The sequence below is a fragment of the Stenotrophomonas sp. YJH_SMC_54 genome (assembly GCF_059368435.1).
In genome coordinates this window covers 80,367-97,239 of sequence record NZ_JCAFRS010000007.1, presented here as the reverse complement: position 1 = coordinate 97,239, position 16,873 = coordinate 80,367, and the positions used below count along the sequence as shown (strand labels likewise).

The following is a 16,873-nucleotide window of genomic DNA, read 5'->3' as shown; positions in this document are numbered from 1 at the left end:
CTAGACTCGGGGTTTCCAACGCGACGGACCCGCCGCCATGACCCAGTGGTACTTCCATGCCTCCGCCCAGGCCGAGCGCATCGGCCCGCTTGATGACGAGGCCGCGCGCCGCTACGCGCAGGCCAATCCGCGCGCGCTGGCCTGGTGCCAGGGCATGAGCGGGTGGACACCGATCGCCGAGGTGGCCGAGCTGCAGGCGGTGGCCCCGGGCATGCCCAACACCCCACCGCCGGTCCCCGTCGGCGCCAGCGGCCGCGCCGACGACATCGAGTTCCGCATCGTCGGCCATGAAATGCAGTTCGTGGAGATCGAGCTCGACCCCGGCGAGAGCGCCATCGCCGAGGCCGGCGCATTGATGTTCAAGGACGCCACGGTACAGATGGACACGGTGTTCGGCGCCGCCAACGGCGACCAGGGCGGCGGCTTCATGGGCAAGGTGATGGCCGCCGGCAAGCGCGTGCTGACCGGCGAGAGCCTGTTCGCCACCGTCTACACGCAGAGCGGGCACGGCAAGGGCAAGGTCGCCTTCGCCGCGCCCTACCCGGGCACGGTGCTGGCGATGAAACTGGACCAGCACGGCGGCCGCCTGATCTGCCAGAAGGACAGCTTCCTGGCCGGTGCGCGCGGCGTGCAGATCGGCGTGCAGTTCCAGCGCAAGATCATGACCGGCCTGTTCGGTGGTGAGGGTTTCATCATGCAGAAGCTGGAAGGCGACGGCTGGGTGTTCATCCACGCCGGCGGCTGTGTGGTGGAACGCGAGCTGGCTGCCGGCGAGCGCCTGGACGTGGATACCGGCTGCGTGGTGGCCTACCACCCGACCGTGGACATGGACGTGCGCCGTGTTGCGGGCATCAAGAGCATGCTGTTCGGCGGCGAGGGCGTGTTCCTGGCCACGCTGACCGGCCCAGGCAAGGTCTGGCTGCAGTCGCTGCCGTTCTCGCGCCTGGCTGGCCGCATGTGGATGGCCGCGCCGCAGGGCGGTGGCCAGAACCGCGGCGAGGGTTCGGTATTGGGCGGCCTGGGCCGGATGCTGGACGGCGACAACCGCTTCTGACCGCCTCCGGTCGTGCCGGCCGCTGGCCGGCAGCCCCATGGACCTTGGCACGCATCCCGGTAGTGCCGGCCGCTGGCCGGCAACCCCATGGACCTTGGAGCGCATCCCGGTAGTGCCGGCCGCTGGCCGGCAACCCCATGGACCTTGGCGCGCATCCCGGTAGTGCCGGCCGCTGGCCGGCAGCCCCATGGACCTTGGCACGCATCCCGGTAGTGCCGGCCGCTGGCCGGCAGCCCCATGGACCTTGGCACGCATCCCGGTAGTGCCGGCCGCTGGCCGGCAACCCCATGGACCTTGGCGCGCATCCCGGTAGTGCCGGCCGCTGGCCGGCAGCCCCATGGACCGTTGCCAGTTTCCCTATGGTTGCCGGCCAGCGGCCGGCACTACCTTTATGAATGGGCGATATTTCCCACCCTGCCCGCCCCGCCACGGCTTCGGTATGCTGGCGCCCTTTCCTGAATCCGGCGCCGCGAGCGCACTGCCGATGAGCCTGTTCCGCCCCCGCATGCTGCTGTCCGTCGCCCTGATCGGCCTGCTGGCCGGCTGCGGTGGCGATCCGGTCCGCCCTACGCCGCCGCCGGCGCCGACCGTGGTGCCACAGGCCAAGCCGGTGAAGATCGGCATCGCACTCGGCGGTGGCGCGGCCAAGGGCTTTGCCCACATCGGCGTGATCAAGATGCTGGAGGCCAATGGCTTCGAACCGGCGGTGGTGTCCGGCACCAGTGCCGGCAGCGTGGTCGGCGCGCTGTACGCCAGCGGCATGGACGCGTTCCAGATGCAGAGCAAGGCGGTGGCGCTGGATGAAGCCAGCATCCGCGACGTGCGGCTGTTCTCCGGTGGCCTGGTGCAGGGCCAGAAGCTGCAGGACTACGTCAACGAACAGGTTGCCAACCGTCCGGCCGAACGCCTGAAGAAGCCGTTCGCCGCCGTCGCCACCCAGCTGGAAACCGGCGAGCGCGCGATCTTCGTGCGCGGCAACGTCGGCCAGGCGGTGCGTGCGTCGAGCAGCATTCCCGGCGTGTTCGAACCGGTGAAGATCGGTGGTCGCAACTACATCGATGGCGGCGTGGTCAGCCCGGTACCGGTGGATGCCGCGCGCCAGCTCGGCGCCGACTTCGTGATCGCCGTGGACATCTCCAGCAAGGCCAGCGGCAAGGCGCCGACCGACATGCTGGGCATCGTCAACCAGTCCATCTCGATCATGGGCCAGCGCCTGGGCGAGCAGGAACTGGCGCGGGCCGACATCGTCATCCGGCCGAAGGTGCTGGACATCGGCGCTGCCGATTTCAGCCAGCGCGGCACGGCGATCCTGGAAGGCGAAAAGGCCGCGATGGCCGCGATGCCGCAGATCCGCGCCAGGATCCAGCAGCTGCAGCGCGCGCGTGCCGCCGCCGCTGCACCGGCGCCGGTGGCTGCCCCCAAGTGCGAGGAAGCCTCGCGCCTGGGCAAGCTGATGGGCCGCAAGGACAAGTGCTGATCCCTTGATGCCTGGCCACCGGGCATGCCCGGTGGCCGCTCAGGACTCCAGCTGCGAAAGCGGCAGTGCCTGGAAACCCTTCACCGTGCGCAGCACGAAGCTGGAATTGGCATCAGCCACGCCACCGGCGTTGAGCAACCGGTCCAGCAGGAAGCGCGAGAAGTGCTCCAGGTCGCGCACGTAGACGTGCAGCAGGTAGTCCATGTCGCCGGTCAGCGCATGGCAGGCCACCACCTCGTCCCACGCTTGCACGCTGTCCACGAAGTGGCCGATGGCGGCCTGGTCGTGCTTTTCCAGCTGCACGCGCACGAAGGCCTGCAGGCCCAGCCGCAGCTGCCGCGGCTCCAGCCGCGCGCCATAGCCGACGATCACACCCTCGCTTTCCAGCCGCTGCAACCGCCGCAGGCAGGCCGAAGGAGAAAGATTCACCCGCGCCGCCAGTTCGGCGTTGGTGGCGCGCCCATCCCGCTGGATTTCAGCCAGCAGGCGTATATCCGTGCGATCAAACTGGACTTCTCCGGCCATTGTTGCCCCGCAACATGGTGAGTACGCAAGGATATTGCGCCAACAGGGCCAACGGGCGCAACTTTTGCAACCCTGTTGCGCGTGCTCTGCCCTAGCATCGTAGGCATCCCGTCAAGGAGTGCCCCATGGACCTCGCCCAGCCCCGCCGCGTCGAACACCAGCAGACCGACAAGGGCTACGTGCCGGTGTACACCACCGCGCTCGTCGAGCAGCCGTGGGACACCTATACCGCCGACGACCACGCCACCTGGAGCACGCTGTACCAGCGCCAGCGTGAGCTGCTGGTCGGCCGCGCCTGCCAGGAGTTCCTGGATGCACAGGACGAGATGGGCATGAGCGCGCACATGATTCCGCGCTTCGACCAGCTCAACGAAGTACTGGGCGCCGCCACCGGCTGGACCCTGGTCGGCGTTGAAGGCCTGCTGCCGGAACTGGATTTCTTCGACCACCTGGCCAATCGCCGTTTTCCGGTGACCTGGTGGATCCGTCGCCCGGACCAGATTGATTACATCGCCGAGCCGGACCTGTTCCACGATCTGTTCGGCCACGTGCCGCTGCTGATGAACCCGGTGTTCGCCGACTACATGGAGGCGTACGGCCGTGGCGGCGTCAAAGCCCATGCGATCGGCCCGGACGCGCTGCAGAACCTCACGCGCCTGTACTGGTACACGGTGGAATTCGGCCTGATCGACACGCCCGAGGGCCTGCGCATCTACGGCGCCGGCATCGTGTCGTCGAAGGGCGAGTCGCTGTACTCGCTGGAATCGGCCGCGCCCAACCGCATCGGCTTCGACCTGCAGCGGATCATGCGCACGAAGTACCGCATCGACACCTTCCAGAAGACCTACTTCGTCATCGACAGCTTCGAACAGCTGATGCAGGCGACGTCGCCGGACTTCACCCCGATCTACGCGGCACTGGCCAGCCAGGCGCATCTGCCGGCCGGTGACGTGCAGGGCGATGACCGCGTGTTCCAGAAGGGCACGGGTGATGGCTGGGCCGACGGCGGGGACGTGTAAGCGCACGACGTACAGCGCTTCGCATTGAAAGGAAAACGGCGCACCTGGATGCGCCGTTTTCGTTGTTGCCTGCCTGCGCCATTGCAGCGGCGCAGGCGAGGGCAGGGCACTCAGGCGTCCACGGCGCGGCAGGAACCGCGCACCATCAACTGCGGATGCACGCTGGCTGCGGTCGGCGCATCCGGCACGTCGGCCTGCACCAGCATCGACGCGGCCACGCGGCCGATATCGGACACATGGCGACGCACCGAGGTCAGAGGCGGCCACAGCCGCGACGCCAGCGGGCTGTCGTCGTAGCTGACGATCGACAGCTGCTGCGGCACCGCGATGCCCGCACGCAGCGCGACCTGGTAGACACCGGCCGCCATCTCGTCGTTGCCGGCGAAGATCGCACTGGGGCGGCGTTCCCCCAGCAGCAACCGTTCGGCGGCATGCACGCCGGATTCGAAGGTGTCGCCCGCTTCCAGCACGCGCTCGCCCGGCAAGGTCAGCCCCACCTGGGCCAACCGGTCAAGGAAGCCATGGGTACGCTCACGCGCCGCGCGCCGGTCACCCGGTCCGGCGATCACCGCGATGTCGCGGTGGCCGAGCGAGAGCAGGTAGCCCGCTGCTGCTGCCGCGCCATCGCGATCGTGGGTGACCACCGCCTGCACGTCTTCTTCCGACGCATGCGCGTTGATCCGCACGTAGCGGCAGTCGATGTCGTCCAGCATCTGCGCGAGTGCAACCGATTCGGATGCACGCGGGCCGAGGATCACCCCATGCAGCTTCTGCTGCTGCACGAAGCGGCGCACGCCCTGCGCGCACTCCGGGTCCTGGCTGTCGCAGGGATGCACCACCAGCTCATAGCCGGTGCCGCGCAGCGCTTCCAGCGCGCCGTGCTGCAGGTCGACAATGCATTGGGCGCCGGGGTCGTCGTACACCAGCCCGATCAGGAAGGAGCGGCGGAACGCGAGTCCGCGCGCCAGGGGGTCGGGCACGTAACCGACCTCGCGCATCAACGCCTCGACCTTGTCGCGGGTGTCTTTGCGCACCAGCGGCGAGTTGTTGATGATTCTTGAAACCGTTTTCTTGGAAACTCCCGACAGTCGTGCGATGTCGTTGATCGTGGCAGCCTTGCCTTTCGATGCCGGCAACGCGGCATCGCTCATATTTCGCACTGACATGTATAGAACCAGGTAAGTCGGAGAATTCTAGCCTTGCGCCCGTCGGGCGCGAAGTTGCGGAATGTCGCAGCTGGAGCGGCACAGACCGTGTTCGACACGTTCCACCGCGTGGGGTTCCATTGTGATCGCTCTACTGCGTTTGCATCTGAACCGTTTTTCACGCGTGCTTGCCATGAATGCGGGTGCCACGCGCGCGAACACCAACATTCCCTTAACCATGCTCCGCTACAGTCGGGGCATGGACCTGCAGACTTCTCCGTTTCCGGCGTTCCGTGGCCGCGACCGGTTGATCGCCGCAGTCGACGCGGCGATGACCTCCGGTGATGCCGGGCGCATCACCGCCGACCTGCAGCTGGCGCTGCAGGAAGCCATTGCGGACAGCCGCATCGAGCTACCCGAATGCGTGCACCGTCCGGTCAGTGATCATTACGCGCGACGCCCGCTGTACCACAGCCAGGAACACGGCTACAGCGTGATTGCCATGAGCTGGGGCCCAGGGCAGGGCACGCCGCTGCACGACCACGATGCCATGTGGTGTGTGGAGGGCGTGTGGTTGGGGGAACTGGAGATCACCCGTTACGAGCTGCTGGAATGCGCCGGCGAACGCTGGCGCTTCCGACGCCACGCCGCGCTGCGCGGGGGCTGCGGCAGCGCCGGCAGCCTCATTCCACCTCACGAATACCACACCCTGCGCAATGCCAGCGATGAAGCCCTGGCCATTTCGGTGCATGTATACGAAGCGCCGATGGAACGTTCCGCGGTGTTCGACCCGCTTGGGGGTGACTGGTACCAGCGCCGCATCCAGGCACTGCAGGCCGACGCAGTCTGAATCCGCCGCAGGGCAGGGTACCAGCACCTTTGCAGCGCGCATGGCATCATGCGCCGCTGCGCTGCCGGACCCGGCGGCGATCCGCGATGCCCCATCGGGCAAGGAGCAAGACCATGTCCAGCGCTGATCCGCGCCTGCGCGCGCTGTTGAAGCTGGCACCGGTGATTCCGGTGTACACCCCCGAAGATGTGAATGAGGCGGTCGAAGTGGCCCAGGCGCTGTTCCGCGGCGGCCTGCCGGTGATCGAAGTGACGCTGCGCACGCCGCAGGCGCTGGATGCGATCAAGGCCATGGTCGAGGCCGTGCCCGATGCTGTCATCGGCGCCGGCACCGTGCTCAACGCCACGCAGATGCAGGCGGCGAAGCAGGCCGGCGCGCGCTTCGCGGTGTCGCCCGGTGCAACGCCGGCGCTGTATGCCGCCGCGCGCGATGCCGACCTGCCGTACCTGCCCGGTGCCGCCACCGCCTCGGACCTGATCCTGGGCCTGGAGCACGGCACGGACACCTTCAAGTTCTTCCCGGCGGTGCAGGCCGGTGGCGCTGCGTTGCTGGCGGCCTGGCACGGCCCGTTTGCCGACGTGCGGTTCTGCCCGACCGGTGGCATCAGCGCGCAGACCGCGCCACAGTTCCTGCACCTGCCCAACGTGCTGTGCGTGGGCGGCTCGTGGCTGACCACCCCGGCGCTGCTGCAGACCCGTGACTGGGACGCCATCGAACGACTGGCGCGCGAAGCATCGGTGCTGGCCAGCTGAACCTGCTGCACGGATCTTCAAAGGTTTGATCGTGATCAAAGCGCCGGCCTCGAGCCGGCGTCATTCTGTGGGCAAGCGCACTGCGGAGATCCGAACATGCAATCCACCATGAAGGCCGCCGTCGTACGCGAGTTCGGCAAGCCGCTGGTCATCGAGGAAGTCTCGGTACCGCGCCCGGGGGCGGGCGAGGTGCTGGTCAGGATCGAGGCCTGTGGCGTCTGCCACACCGACCTGCACGCCGCCGAGGGCGACTGGCCGGTGAAACCGAACCCGCCGTTCATCCCCGGCCACGAGGGCGTGGGGCACGTCGTGGCCGTGGGAGGCGGGGTAGGGCACGTCAAGGAAGGCGACAGGGTCGGCATCCCCTGGTTGTACTCGGCGTGTGGCCATTGCGAACACTGCCTGGGTGGCTGGGAAACGCTGTGCGAGACGCAGCGCAACACCGGTTACTCGGTCAACGGCGGCTTCGCCGAGTACGCACTGGCCGATGCCAACTATGTCGGCCTGCTTCCGAAGGAAGTGGGCTTCGTCGAGATCGCGCCGGTGTTGTGCGCCGGCGTGACCGTCTACAAGGGCCTGAAGGTGACCGACACCAAGCCCGGGGACTGGGTGGCGGTTTCCGGCATCGGTGGCCTGGGCCACATGGCGGTGCAGTACGCCCGTGCGATGGGCCTGAACGTGGCTGCGGTGGACGTGGACGACAACAAGCTGGCATTGGCCCGGCAGCTCGGCGCGCAGATCACCGTGAACGCGCGTACCACCGATCCGGCCGCATTCCTGAAGAAGGAGATCGGCGGTGCGCACGGCGCCCTGGTCACCGCAGTGTCGCCCAAGGCGTTCGAACAGGCTCTGGGCATGGTCCGCCGCGGTGGCACCGTGTCGCTCAATGGCCTGCCGCCCGGCAACTTCCCGCTGGACATCTTCGGCATGGTGCTCAACGGCATCACCGTGCGCGGCTCGATCGTCGGCACCCGGCTGGATCTGCAGGAGTCACTGCAGTTCGCCGCCGAAGGCAAGGTCGCAGCCACGGTCAGCACCGACCGCCTGGAGAACATCAACGACGTGTTCGCGCGCATGCACGCGGGCACCATCGAAGGCCGCGTGGTGCTCGACTTCGCCGCCTGACTGCCTGTGCATGGCCGCCGCTGCTCCGTACCCCTCTCCCACGGGCACGGCGGCCATGCCGATCCATCGGTAGTGCCGGCCGCTGGCCGGCAAGACCCCAGTCGGTTCGGTAGTGCCGGCCGCTGGCCGGCAACGCGGGCACTCTGTGGCAGCCGTACAATACGCGCATGCCTGGCCTGCTCAAGACCCTGTTCCTGTCCATCGTCGCCCTGATCGGCGGCGTGCTGTCGCTTGCGCTGGTCAGCAGCGTCGCCGGCTGGCTGCCGCCGTTGCTGGGCCTGTCGCCGGACAGCAACAGCGTGCAGCTGGGGTGGGACCTGGCCTTCAGCGTACTCGGTGGCGTCGCCGGCATTTCCTTCGCCACCTATTACGCGCCGTGCTGGCCGCGTTCACATGGCTTCTCGATCTGGTCGCTGATCGCGCTGGGCTGTGGCTACGCGATGTGGACGGCGGGTGCGGACTTCCCGTTCTGGTTCGTCATTTCGCTGTTGGCATCGCTGCCGTTGCAGCTGCTGGTGGGCTGGTGGTTCGGCCGCCGCCCCTCGCGCGATCTGCGCTGAGCGCATGCAGGTAGTGCCGGCCGCGGGCCGGCAACTGCAGGATGGCCGAGGTTGCCGGCCAGCGGCCGGCACTACCGCTTCAGCGACGGCAGCCTCTGCTTCAACCGCGCGATGCCCTGCCATGGGTCACCCTTCAGCCGCTTGGCGCGCGCCAGCGCCTTGGCCATCGGAAACGCGTCGGCCGCGCTCACCCGGGCCAGTTCTTCCCAGCGCAGCGGCACCGCCACGCCGGCAGCATCGCGCGCGCGCAGCGACCACGAACACACGCTGGTGGCACCGCGTGTGTTGCGCAGCCAATCGATGAAGATCACGCCGCCGCGCTTGGCCTTGCTCATCGTCGCCACGTAGCGATCAGGCTGCTCCAGCGCCATTGCCTGCGCGAACGCCTCGCAGAACGCCTTGGCCTCGTCCCAGCCAGCCTTGGGCTGCAGCGGCACCACCACGTGCACGCCCTTGCCGCCGGACAGCCGCACGAAGCTCTGCAGGCCCACCTCCTGCAGGCGGTCACGGACATCGCGCGCAGCGGCCTTCACCTGTGCCCAGCTCACCCCTTCGCCGGGGTCGAGATCGAACACCAGACGATCCGGGTGCTCGGGATCGGCCACGGTTGCGCCCCACGGATGCAGTTCCAGGGTATTCATCTGCACCAGCTGCAGCAGGCCCCGCGCATCGTCGACGTAGACGTAATCCTCGCGGCCGCTCTTCTGCTGCAGGGGTACCGCATGTACCGCGTCCCCCAGGCCGGGGCCATGGTGCTTCTGGAAGAAGCAGGCCTTGCCCACGCCGTCCGGGCAGCGCAGCAGTGACAGCGGACGTCCGGCAATCTCGGGCAGGATCCAGCGCGCCATGCGCTGGTAGTAGTCGGCCACGTCACCCTTGCGCAGTTTCTGCCTTGGAAACACCACCCGCTCCGGATGAGTGATCTCGACCTCGCCTCCGGTTTCGGCATCTGCGGTGCTCATTCCCAGGTCCTCCTTCTGCTTGTCGCTGCGCAGTCGCTTGAAACTGGCCTGGCGCAGCAGGCCTTCCTTGCCCCAGCCACGGAAGGCCACCTCGGCAACCGCCACCGGCTTCACCCAGCGTACGCTGGCAGCGCGGAACGGCACATGCGCCGGCAGCTGCAGCACGGGCGTCTTCACCGCCAAGGGCTGCAGTGCCTTGAGCAGCGCGCGCAGGCTTTGGTCGTCGAAACCGGTGCCAACGCGGCCCACATAGCGCAAGCCGCCCTTGTCCGGCGTCGCCAGCAGCAGCGAGCCGAACCCCACCCGTGAACCCTTGGGTGCCGTGTAGCCGACGATCAGGAACTCGTCGGTGTCTTCGTGCTTCACCTTCACCCAGCTGCGCGCGCGGGTATTCACGTACGGGGCATCCACCTGCTTGCTGACGATGCCTTCGAATCCGGCCTTGCCACTGGCAACGAACACCTGCGGGCCATGGTCGATCACGTGCTCGCTGAAGGCCAGGGTGCCAGGCGCCGGCCCAATGAGCTCTTTCAGGAGTGCTTTGCGCTCCAGCAACGGCGCACGACTGATATCCGCTCCAGCCACGCCCGGAAGATCGAACACGATGTAGCGCAGCGGTTGCTTCGAACTGCCGTCGATCACCCGCTGCAACGCTGCGAAGTCACTGCGTCCTTCCTTGTCCAGCACCACCAGTTCGCCGTCCAGGCGTGCATCGCGCACCGGCAGCGCCTGCACGGCCTGCACCACTTCGGGAAAATCATCGGTCCAATCCAGACCATTGCGGGAGCGCAGCCTGACCTCGCCATCGTGCAGATCAGCCAGCAGGCGATAGCCATCCCACTTGATTTCGTGAAGCCAGCGGTCGCCGTCCGGCGCACTGTCGCGATGATCGGTCAACTGCGGTTTGAATGCATGCGGGTAGGGTGCGTCACGTGCGCCGTGCAGTTGCAGCGCGCGTGCATGCCAGCGCACATCGGCCTTGCGTGTGGTCGTGCGTGCGACGGGTGCAGCTCGCGCCGTCTTGTCCGCGGAACGCTTCTTCGCCGCAGGTGTTCGTTTCGGCATCGGTGCCGTCAGCAGGTCATCCGCCTCCGCGTCGCGCGCTTCCCCGTCACCGCGCTTGATCAACAGCCACTGCACCTGGCGTCCTTTCATCGCGGTCCGCACCAGCTTCCAGCCACCGGCCAGGCGTTGTCCATGCAGCACGAAGTCGATCTTGCCCGCCGCCAGTGCCTGCAGTGGATCGCCTTCACAGGCCCAGGTGCCGTGATCGAAGACTTCCACGTGGCCCGCACCATAGTGACCTTCAGGAATGTCTCCCTCGAAACCGGCGTAGGACAACGGATGGTCTTCCACTTCCACGGCCAGCCGCTTTTCACCGACGCGCAGGGAAGGCCCCTTGGGCACCGCCCAGCTCTTCAGTACGCCGTCCATTTCCAGGCGGAAGTCATAGTGACGCGAGCTGGCATGGTGCAGCTGGATGACAAAGGTCGGCCGCCGCTTCGGGTCGCCCGGTGCGGGCGTGTCGTCGGGCTCCGTTGTCTGCCCGGCGCCACCGCCAAGCCGGCGTTTGCGCCGATACTGGTGCAACGACATGGCTCACCCCGCCTTGCGTCGGGGTGCGGTCTTCTTTGCAGCCTTCTTCGTTGTCTTCTTTGCGGCCTTCTTCACTGGCGACTTGGCGGCTGCTTTGCGCGTTGCGGCCTTCTTCGCTGGCGTTCGCTTGTTCGCATCCAGGCTCTTCTGCAGCAGCGCCATGAAGTCGACCACATTGGTACTGGCGTCCTCCCGCGGTGCCGGCTCATCGTCCACCCGCGTGGTGCCGCCCTTGGATTTGATGCGCTTGTTCAACACCTGCTGCAGGCGCTCGCGGAATTCATCGTGGTACTGCGACGGATCCCAGTCGCCGGCCATCGACTCGATCAACTGCTCGGCCATCGCCGTTTCCTTGCTGGTGATGCGGTAGTCGGACAGTTTTCCGGTGGGCAGCTTGTAGTCCTCGGGATCCACCAGTTCCTGCGGATAGCGCAGGATCATCAGCACCAGCGCGTCCTCATGCGGCATCACCGCACACAGGTATTCGCGCGTACGCACCACCACCCGCGCGATGCCCACCTTGCCGGTGCTGCGCAACGTTTCGCGCAGCAGCACATAGCCTTTCTCGGCCTTCTTGCCGGGCACCAGCAGATACGGTTTCTCGTAATAGCGCGGGTCGATCTGCGCCGCATCCACGAATGATTCCACCTCCACCGCTTCGTGGCTTTCAGGCGCGGCCGAGCGGATATCACCTTCCTCCAGCACGACATAACTGCCCTTGTCGTACTCATAGGCTTTGACGATGTCCTTCCAGGGCACCTCCTCGCCGGTGTCGGCGTTGACCCGTTCGAAACGGATCGGTTTGCGATCGCGGGAATCGAGCATGCGGAACTGCAGGTCGACCTTGCGTTCGCCGGACATCAGCGACACCGGCACGTTGAGCAGGCCAAACGACAGCGTGCCGGTCCAGATCGGGCGGGCCATGGGCGTACCTTTGGCGGGGCAGGGCATCCAGCTTCGGATGGGCGGTGTAAACCACCCGTGTCGATACCGTGCACGTGGGTTCTACGCAGATGCGGTAGTGCCGGCCGCTGGCCGGCAGAGCTCGCGGCCTGAAGTTTCCTGGGGTTGCCGGCCAGCGGCCGGCACTACTGCAGCAACGGCCTCACCGCCGCCGCCGGAATATGGTCCAGCGCGCGCCAGGCGTCTTCCACCACCGGCCGCGCCTGCGACCAGCCCAAGCGTGACTGCCCGCGCATCTGTTCCCAGTGCTCGGCCAGTTCCTCGCAGGTATCGACGGCATCACCGCGTGGCCAATCCGCGGCATGCGTGGTCAACGCGAAGGCATACACCGGGCACAGGTCGCGCCAGTTCCGGTGGCTCTGCCCGCGGCGCTCCTCGTAGTCGCTGAGCATGTACTGCAGGTAGTCCTGCGCCACCGCCTGGGGGTCTTCATGGCGACGCGTACGGCGCTGCGCGCTGCGCTGGCCGAGCGGATCGAGCAGGGCGTTGAACACGGACGGTGCGGGTCGTTCAAGACGGGGCATGGCCGGCTCCTGCAGCGGGGGCGGGTGGGCAGGAATACGCGCGGTGCCGTTACCGGGGGGTGAGCGAGATGTTCATGACGCCAAGTTCGCAACGGCTTTACCTGCGGGGCGGTGTAGTGGAATCCCCCCAAGGGCAGGTACCAGACCATGAGCCGAGAGACCTCGCGAGACCCGCTGCGGGAGAACCACCCGCCCATTCCCGGCGAGCAGCGCGGCAAGCGCGATGCCGACAACGCCGACTACCGCGGCACCGGCGCGCCGTTCTTCGATGCCGAGCACGACCACCTGCCGGTGAAGCACGAGGCTGAACAGGCGGCCCAGGACCGCAAGGATGGCGGCGACCGCCATCGCGGTGGCCAGGAGAGCCCGCTCAAGCGCCGTGAACGCAAGCAGCGCGCCAGCGACAACCAGGACGAGGCGCTGGAGGAGACCTTCCCGGCCAGCGACCCGACCTCGCCGTTCGTGCCAGCCAAGGCCCCCGACTGACCGGTAGTGCCGGCCGCTGGCCGGCAGCCTCCTGACGCCCTGCGCGGCGCGATGCCGGCCAGGGCCCCCGATTTACGGGGTAGTGCCGGCCGCTGGCCGGCAACGTCTGGGCTGCCCTACACAAAGCGATGCCGGCCAGCGGCCGGCACTACCAACTCAACGCCACGACCATTGCAGGCCGACGTTGGCTCGCCGTCCCGGTCCCGGCTCGTAGAAGCGACCATTGCCGTCATTGACGATCACCGAGCCGATGTAGGCCTGGTCCAGCACGTTCTCCAGCCTGGCGAAGGCGCGCAGCTCGCCGCCCGGCAGCGTCCATCGACGGCCGGCTTCCAGGTGCAGCAGGGCGTAGCCCGGCGCGCGCTCGGTGGCCACGTCATTGACCACGGTATCGCTGCTGGCCATTGCCTCCAGCGCCCACTGCCAATCGGCAGGGCTCCACTGCAGCCGGGCGAAGGCCTGCTGGCGCGGCACGCCGGGCAGGCGGCTGCCTGCAGCGACCAGGGTGTTCGAGGTCAGGTACGGCGAGCGCACCTGCGCCTGCAGCCAGGTCCACGCCAGCTGCAGTTCCAAGTGCTCGGCCAGCGGCTGTCGGTACTGCAGTTCCAGCCCCTGGCGGCGGGTGCGGCCTATGTTGCGGTAGGTGCTGCGTCCGCTGATATTGCTGGCAACGGCCAGCTCGTCGTCGGTATCTGCACGGAACAGGCTGACATCGAGCTGGGTTCCATCCTGTGCGTGCCACTTGCTGCCAACCTCGATGGAGCGGCTGCGCGCGGCGGCCAGATCCAGTGCCAGCCCGGCTTGGCCGTCGGCGCGATAGCCCAGTTCGTTGAAGGTGGGGGTCTCGAAACCACGCCCCACGGCCGCGTGCAGCCGCCACTGCGGGCTGGCCTCGAAGCTGACGCCTGCCACCGGCGTGGTCGCCTGGTAGCGGCGGTGGCCACTGTCGTCGGGGTTGGCGCCGACGATGTAGCGGTCATTCGATTCGAATCGCACGGCGCTGTGGCGCAGCCCGGCCAGCAGCGACCAACGCGGGCTCCATTGCCACCAGGCCTGGGTGAACTGATCCACGTTCTGCACGACGTCGATCTGGTCACGACGCAGCCGCCCACGCACGCCCAGGGCGCTGCCGATGAAGTTCTCGAAGCCGGTGCGGTGCTGGCGCTGGCGGTCGGCGCTGAGCCCGGCCACCAGATCCAGCGGTCGCCCGGCCAGATCACCGTGCCAGCCCCAGCGCGCGTCCAGCCCGCCATAGCCGCCCTGCAGATCGATCACGCCGCCGGCATGCAGCGGGCTGTTGGTCTGGGGTGCCGGCGGAATCGGCAGGTACTGGCGTACCGCGCGCTGGCCGGCATAGCCCATCAATTGCCAGCGCTGCGCTCCCGTTTCACGGGTCCAGCGCAGGCCGGCCTGCTGCTGGCGCACGGTTTTGCGGGTGTTGTACTGGTGCGCGACTGCCGAGGCCTGGCGCGGATCAGCCGCCACCTGGGCACGGGTCAGGCCCAGCGGATCCTGCGCATCGGGGGCGTCAAGCGCATTGAGCAGCAGCTCCAGCCGCCCACCGCCCAGCTCTCCACCGATGCGTGCGTTGAGCGATTCACGGCGCGCGCGGCTATGGTCCCGCCAGCCATCGGTGCGGAAGTGATTGGCGGCGATGTTGTAGTCCAGCACTTGACCGGCACCCTTCAGCTGCGCACCGACACTGAGCGTGTTGTCGGCGCCGGCATTCACGCGCAACCGCCACGGGTCGCCGGCCTGGCCCTGCGCGCTCCAGACCTGCAGCACGCCGCCGGAGGAATTGCCGTACAACGCCGAGAACGGCCCGCGCAGCACGTCGATGCGCTCGGCGCCCAACAGGCTGGCATGCGACAGCTGACCCTGGCCGTCAGGCATGGTCGCCGGCACGCCGTCGATCAACACCCGCACCCCGCGCACCCCGAAGGTCGAGCGCGCGCCGAAGCCACGGATCGACAGCTGCGTGTCCTGGGCGAAGTTCTGCCGGTCGCGCGCCAACAGTCCGGGGACCCCAGCCAAGGCCTCAGACAGCTGCGCGCCGGTGCCCGCGCGGCTGGCGTCGATCCAGACCGTGTCCTGGCTGGCCGGCAGCGCGAACGGATCGATGCCTGGCACCCGGGCGGCCTGTACCTGCACCGCAGGCAGGGCGGTGGGCGCAGGCTCGGCCACCGCCGTCCAGGGCGACAGCAGCAGGGCGGACAGCGGCAGGCAACGGCGTCGTGCGGCGGGATTCATGATTCAGGTTGATGGATCGGGCGGCAACGCACGCCATGGTACGGGGCTGCGGATGACGATGGCGGCGGCCAGCCTCGGCAGGCTTTGTTACGATGGGCTGTTTCCGGCCGAAAAGCCGCGGACCGCGTAGCGCACTTCCTCCCCCTTTCCGTCTACCGAACGAGTACCGCCGTGTCCTTCTTTGCAAACGTGGAACTGGTCCCAGGCGACCCGATCCTGGGCCTGACCGAGGCGTACAACGCCGACAGCCGCCCGACCAAGGTCAACCTGGGTGTGGGCATCTACTACGACGAGAGCGGCCGCATTCCGCTGCTGCGCGCCGTCAAGCAGATCGAGCAGCAGCTCGCCGCCGAGGCCAAACCGCGCGGCTACCTGCCGATCGATGGCCTGCCGGCGTACACGCAGGCCACGCGCGAGTTGGTGTTCGGCAAGGATTCGCCGCTGCTGGCCGCCGGCCGCGTCACTACCGCACAGACCGTCGGCGGCAGCGGTGCGCTGCGCGTCGGCGCCGACGTGCTGAAGAAGCTGCTGCCGCACGCCACCGTTGCGCTGAGCAACCCGAGCTGGGAAAACCACCGTGCGGTGTTCAGCGCCGCCGGTTTCGACGTGCTGGATTACACCTACTTCGACCCGGCCACCCATGGCGTCGATTTCGACGGCATGCTGGCCGACCTGGGCAAGCTGGACGCCGGCACCGTGGTGCTGCTGCACGCCTGCTGCCACAACCCCACCGGTGCCGACCTCACGGTCACCCAGTGGAAGCAGGTCGCGCAGCTGCTGAAGGACAAGCAGCTGTTCCCCTTCATCGACATGGCCTACCAGGGCTTCGACAAGGGCATCGAGCAGGACGGCGCCGCCGTGCGCATCATCGCCGAAGCCGGCATCGACAGCTTCATCGTCGCCAACTCGTACTCCAAGTCGTTCTCGCTGTACGGCGAGCGCGTGGGTGCGCTGTCGATGGTGGCACCGACTGCCGCTGACGCCAAGGCGGTGCAGTCGCAGGTCAAGCGCGTGATCCGCACCATCTACTCCAGCCCATCCACCCACGGTGCTGCGCTGGTGGCCGGCGTGCTGACCAACCCGGAACTGCGTGCGATGTGGGAGCAGGAGCTGACCGAGATGCGCGAGCGCATCCACGCCCTGCGCCAGGGCCTGGTCGAGAAGCTGGCTGCCGCTGGCGCGCCGCAGTTCGGTTTCATCAACGAACAGGCCGGCATGTTCTCCTACTCCGGCCTGAGCCGCGAGCAGGTCGAGCGTCTGCGCGACGAGTTCGGCATCTACGCCGTCGGCACCGGCCGCATCTGCGTGGCGGCGTTGAACCAGAACAACCTGGAATACGTCGCCAAGGCCGTGGCCACCGTCGCCAAGGGCTGAAACAACGCTCCAGTAGCTTGAAGACAAAGGCGCCGAAAGGCGCCTTTGTTTTTTTGCTTTTGCTCTTGCCTTTGCCATCCCCACCGCGCTCGCGGCGAACCCTGAAGCGCGTGGGAGGGGGAGGCGCCACGAGTGCAACGCATCTGGAAACGATTACGCCTTCCCGCGCTCACGCACGGCCCCGCCATACGGGCGACAATAGGCGTTTTCC

The 16,873-nt window shown here is 67.6% G+C and carries 15 protein-coding genes; 9 read left to right on the top strand and 6 right to left on the bottom strand.

Annotated elements, in window-relative coordinates; genetic code table 11:
* Nucleotides 1-37 precede the first annotated feature (37 nt).
* Nucleotides 38-1,054: a TIGR00266 family protein gene (locus AC5P5S_RS10275; protein WP_005407480.1), complete on the top strand. Its 1,017-nt coding sequence runs from the start codon at nt 38-40 to the stop codon at nt 1,052-1,054.
* A 484-nt stretch (nt 1,055-1,538) separates the two neighbouring features.
* Nucleotides 1,539-2,531: a patatin-like phospholipase family protein gene (locus AC5P5S_RS10270; RefSeq protein WP_005411784.1), complete on the top strand. Its 993-nt coding sequence runs from the start codon at nt 1,539-1,541 to the stop codon at nt 2,529-2,531.
* Nucleotides 2,532-2,570: 39 nt separating this feature from the next.
* Here the strand turns inward: AC5P5S_RS10270 and AC5P5S_RS10265 are convergent, their stop codons facing one another.
* On the bottom strand, nt 2,571-3,056 hold the full coding sequence (locus AC5P5S_RS10265; protein WP_005411782.1) for an Lrp/AsnC family transcriptional regulator: 486 nt from the start codon (nt 3,054-3,056) through the stop codon (nt 2,571-2,573).
* A gap of 125 nt (nt 3,057-3,181) precedes the next feature.
* Here AC5P5S_RS10265 and phhA point away from each other — a divergent pair, with 125 nt between their 5' ends.
* The gene (gene phhA, locus AC5P5S_RS10260) at nt 3,182-4,075 is read left to right on the top strand and encodes a phenylalanine 4-monooxygenase (RefSeq protein ID WP_049402965.1); all 894 of its coding nucleotides are present in this window, start codon (nt 3,182-3,184) and stop codon (nt 4,073-4,075) included.
* 110 nt (nt 4,076-4,185) lie between these two features.
* Here phhA and AC5P5S_RS10255 read toward each other — a convergent pair whose 3' ends face one another.
* Nucleotides 4,186-5,241 (bottom strand): LacI family DNA-binding transcriptional regulator, encoded by a 1,056-nt coding sequence (locus AC5P5S_RS10255; protein ID WP_231336669.1) that lies wholly within the window; start codon nt 5,239-5,241, stop codon nt 4,186-4,188.
* Nucleotides 5,242-5,479: 238 nt separating this feature from the next.
* On the opposite strand from AC5P5S_RS10255, the gene AC5P5S_RS10250 reads away from it, so the two are divergent.
* The 4 genes from AC5P5S_RS10250 (at nt 5,480) to AC5P5S_RS10235 (ending at nt 8,507) form a co-directional block, all read left to right on the top strand.
* Nucleotides 5,480-6,070, top strand: a complete 591-nt coding sequence (locus AC5P5S_RS10250) for a cysteine dioxygenase family protein (RefSeq protein ID WP_005411799.1) — start codon at nt 5,480-5,482, stop codon at nt 6,068-6,070.
* Between the two features lie 113 nt (nt 6,071-6,183).
* Nucleotides 6,184-6,822 (top strand): bifunctional 4-hydroxy-2-oxoglutarate aldolase/2-dehydro-3-deoxy-phosphogluconate aldolase, encoded by a 639-nt coding sequence (gene eda, locus AC5P5S_RS10245; protein ID WP_005411778.1) that lies wholly within the window; start codon nt 6,184-6,186, stop codon nt 6,820-6,822.
* Between the two features lie 96 nt (nt 6,823-6,918).
* Nucleotides 6,919-7,947: an alcohol dehydrogenase AdhP gene (gene adhP / locus AC5P5S_RS10240; RefSeq protein WP_005411777.1), complete on the top strand. Its 1,029-nt coding sequence runs from the start codon at nt 6,919-6,921 to the stop codon at nt 7,945-7,947.
* A 167-nt stretch (nt 7,948-8,114) separates the two neighbouring features.
* Nucleotides 8,115-8,507 carry a hypothetical protein gene (locus AC5P5S_RS10235; protein ID WP_005411776.1) on the top strand — a complete coding sequence of 131 codons (393 nt, stop codon included), beginning with the start codon at nt 8,115-8,117 and terminating at the stop codon, nt 8,505-8,507.
* Between the two features lie 71 nt (nt 8,508-8,578).
* Here the strand turns inward: AC5P5S_RS10235 and ligD are convergent, their stop codons facing one another.
* The 3 genes from ligD to AC5P5S_RS10220 form a co-directional block, all read right to left on the bottom strand.
* Nucleotides 8,579-11,065, bottom strand: coding sequence for a DNA ligase D (ligD, locus tag AC5P5S_RS10230; protein ID WP_231336668.1), 2,487 nt, complete (start codon nt 11,063-11,065; stop codon nt 8,579-8,581).
* Between the two features lie 3 nt (nt 11,066-11,068).
* Complete coding sequence (gene ku / locus AC5P5S_RS10225; RefSeq protein ID WP_005411774.1) at nt 11,069-11,989, bottom strand: non-homologous end joining protein Ku; 921 nt, start codon at nt 11,987-11,989, stop codon at nt 11,069-11,071.
* 164 nt (nt 11,990-12,153) lie between these two features.
* Entirely contained in the window at nt 12,154-12,552 is a 399-nt protein-coding gene (locus tag AC5P5S_RS10220; RefSeq protein WP_231336667.1) for a hypothetical protein, read from the bottom strand.
* 147 nt (nt 12,553-12,699) lie between these two features.
* Here AC5P5S_RS10220 and AC5P5S_RS10215 point away from each other — a divergent pair, with 147 nt between their 5' ends.
* Nucleotides 12,700-13,038 (top strand): hypothetical protein, encoded by a 339-nt coding sequence (locus AC5P5S_RS10215; protein WP_005411772.1) that lies wholly within the window; start codon nt 12,700-12,702, stop codon nt 13,036-13,038.
* A gap of 156 nt (nt 13,039-13,194) precedes the next feature.
* Here the strand turns inward: AC5P5S_RS10215 and AC5P5S_RS10210 are convergent, their stop codons facing one another.
* Nucleotides 13,195-15,288, bottom strand: a complete 2,094-nt coding sequence (locus AC5P5S_RS10210; protein ID WP_231336666.1) for a TonB-dependent receptor family protein — start codon at nt 15,286-15,288, stop codon at nt 13,195-13,197.
* A gap of 171 nt (nt 15,289-15,459) precedes the next feature.
* Between AC5P5S_RS10210 and AC5P5S_RS10205 the strand changes: the two genes are divergently transcribed.
* On the top strand, nt 15,460-16,662 hold the full coding sequence (locus tag AC5P5S_RS10205; RefSeq protein ID WP_033833522.1) for an amino acid aminotransferase: 1,203 nt from the start codon (nt 15,460-15,462) through the stop codon (nt 16,660-16,662).
* The last annotated feature ends 211 nt before the right edge of the window (nt 16,663-16,873 follow it).

Excerpts from the sequence above, each read along its gene's own strand:
- phhA (WP_049402965.1), top strand. The coding sequence starts at position 3,182 with ATGGACCTCGCCCAGCCCCGCCGCGTCGAACACCAGCAGACCGACAAG.
- eda (WP_005411778.1), top strand. The coding sequence starts at position 6,184 with ATGTCCAGCGCTGATCCGCGCCTGCGCGCGCTGTTGAAGCTGGCACCG.
- adhP (WP_005411777.1), top strand. The coding sequence starts at position 6,919 with ATGCAATCCACCATGAAGGCCGCCGTCGTACGCGAGTTCGGCAAGCCG.
- AC5P5S_RS10250 (WP_005411799.1), top strand. The coding sequence starts at position 5,480 with ATGGACCTGCAGACTTCTCCGTTTCCGGCGTTCCGTGGCCGCGACCGG.
- ligD (WP_231336668.1), bottom strand. The coding sequence starts at position 11,065 with ATGTCGTTGCACCAGTATCGGCGCAAACGCCGGCTTGGCGGTGGCGCC.
- AC5P5S_RS10265 (WP_005411782.1), bottom strand. The coding sequence starts at position 3,056 with ATGGCCGGAGAAGTCCAGTTTGATCGCACGGATATACGCCTGCTGGCT.
- AC5P5S_RS10270 (WP_005411784.1), top strand. The coding sequence starts at position 1,539 with ATGAGCCTGTTCCGCCCCCGCATGCTGCTGTCCGTCGCCCTGATCGGC.
- AC5P5S_RS10215 (WP_005411772.1), top strand. The coding sequence starts at position 12,700 with ATGAGCCGAGAGACCTCGCGAGACCCGCTGCGGGAGAACCACCCGCCC.
- AC5P5S_RS10220 (WP_231336667.1), bottom strand. The coding sequence starts at position 12,552 with ATGCCCCGTCTTGAACGACCCGCACCGTCCGTGTTCAACGCCCTGCTC.
- AC5P5S_RS10210 (WP_231336666.1), bottom strand. The coding sequence starts at position 15,288 with ATGAATCCCGCCGCACGACGCCGTTGCCTGCCGCTGTCCGCCCTGCTG.
- ku (WP_005411774.1), bottom strand. The coding sequence starts at position 11,989 with ATGGCCCGCCCGATCTGGACCGGCACGCTGTCGTTTGGCCTGCTCAAC.
- AC5P5S_RS10255 (WP_231336669.1), bottom strand. The coding sequence starts at position 5,241 with ATGTCAGTGCGAAATATGAGCGATGCCGCGTTGCCGGCATCGAAAGGC.
- AC5P5S_RS10235 (WP_005411776.1), top strand. The coding sequence starts at position 8,115 with ATGCCTGGCCTGCTCAAGACCCTGTTCCTGTCCATCGTCGCCCTGATC.
- AC5P5S_RS10275 (WP_005407480.1), top strand. The coding sequence starts at position 38 with ATGACCCAGTGGTACTTCCATGCCTCCGCCCAGGCCGAGCGCATCGGC.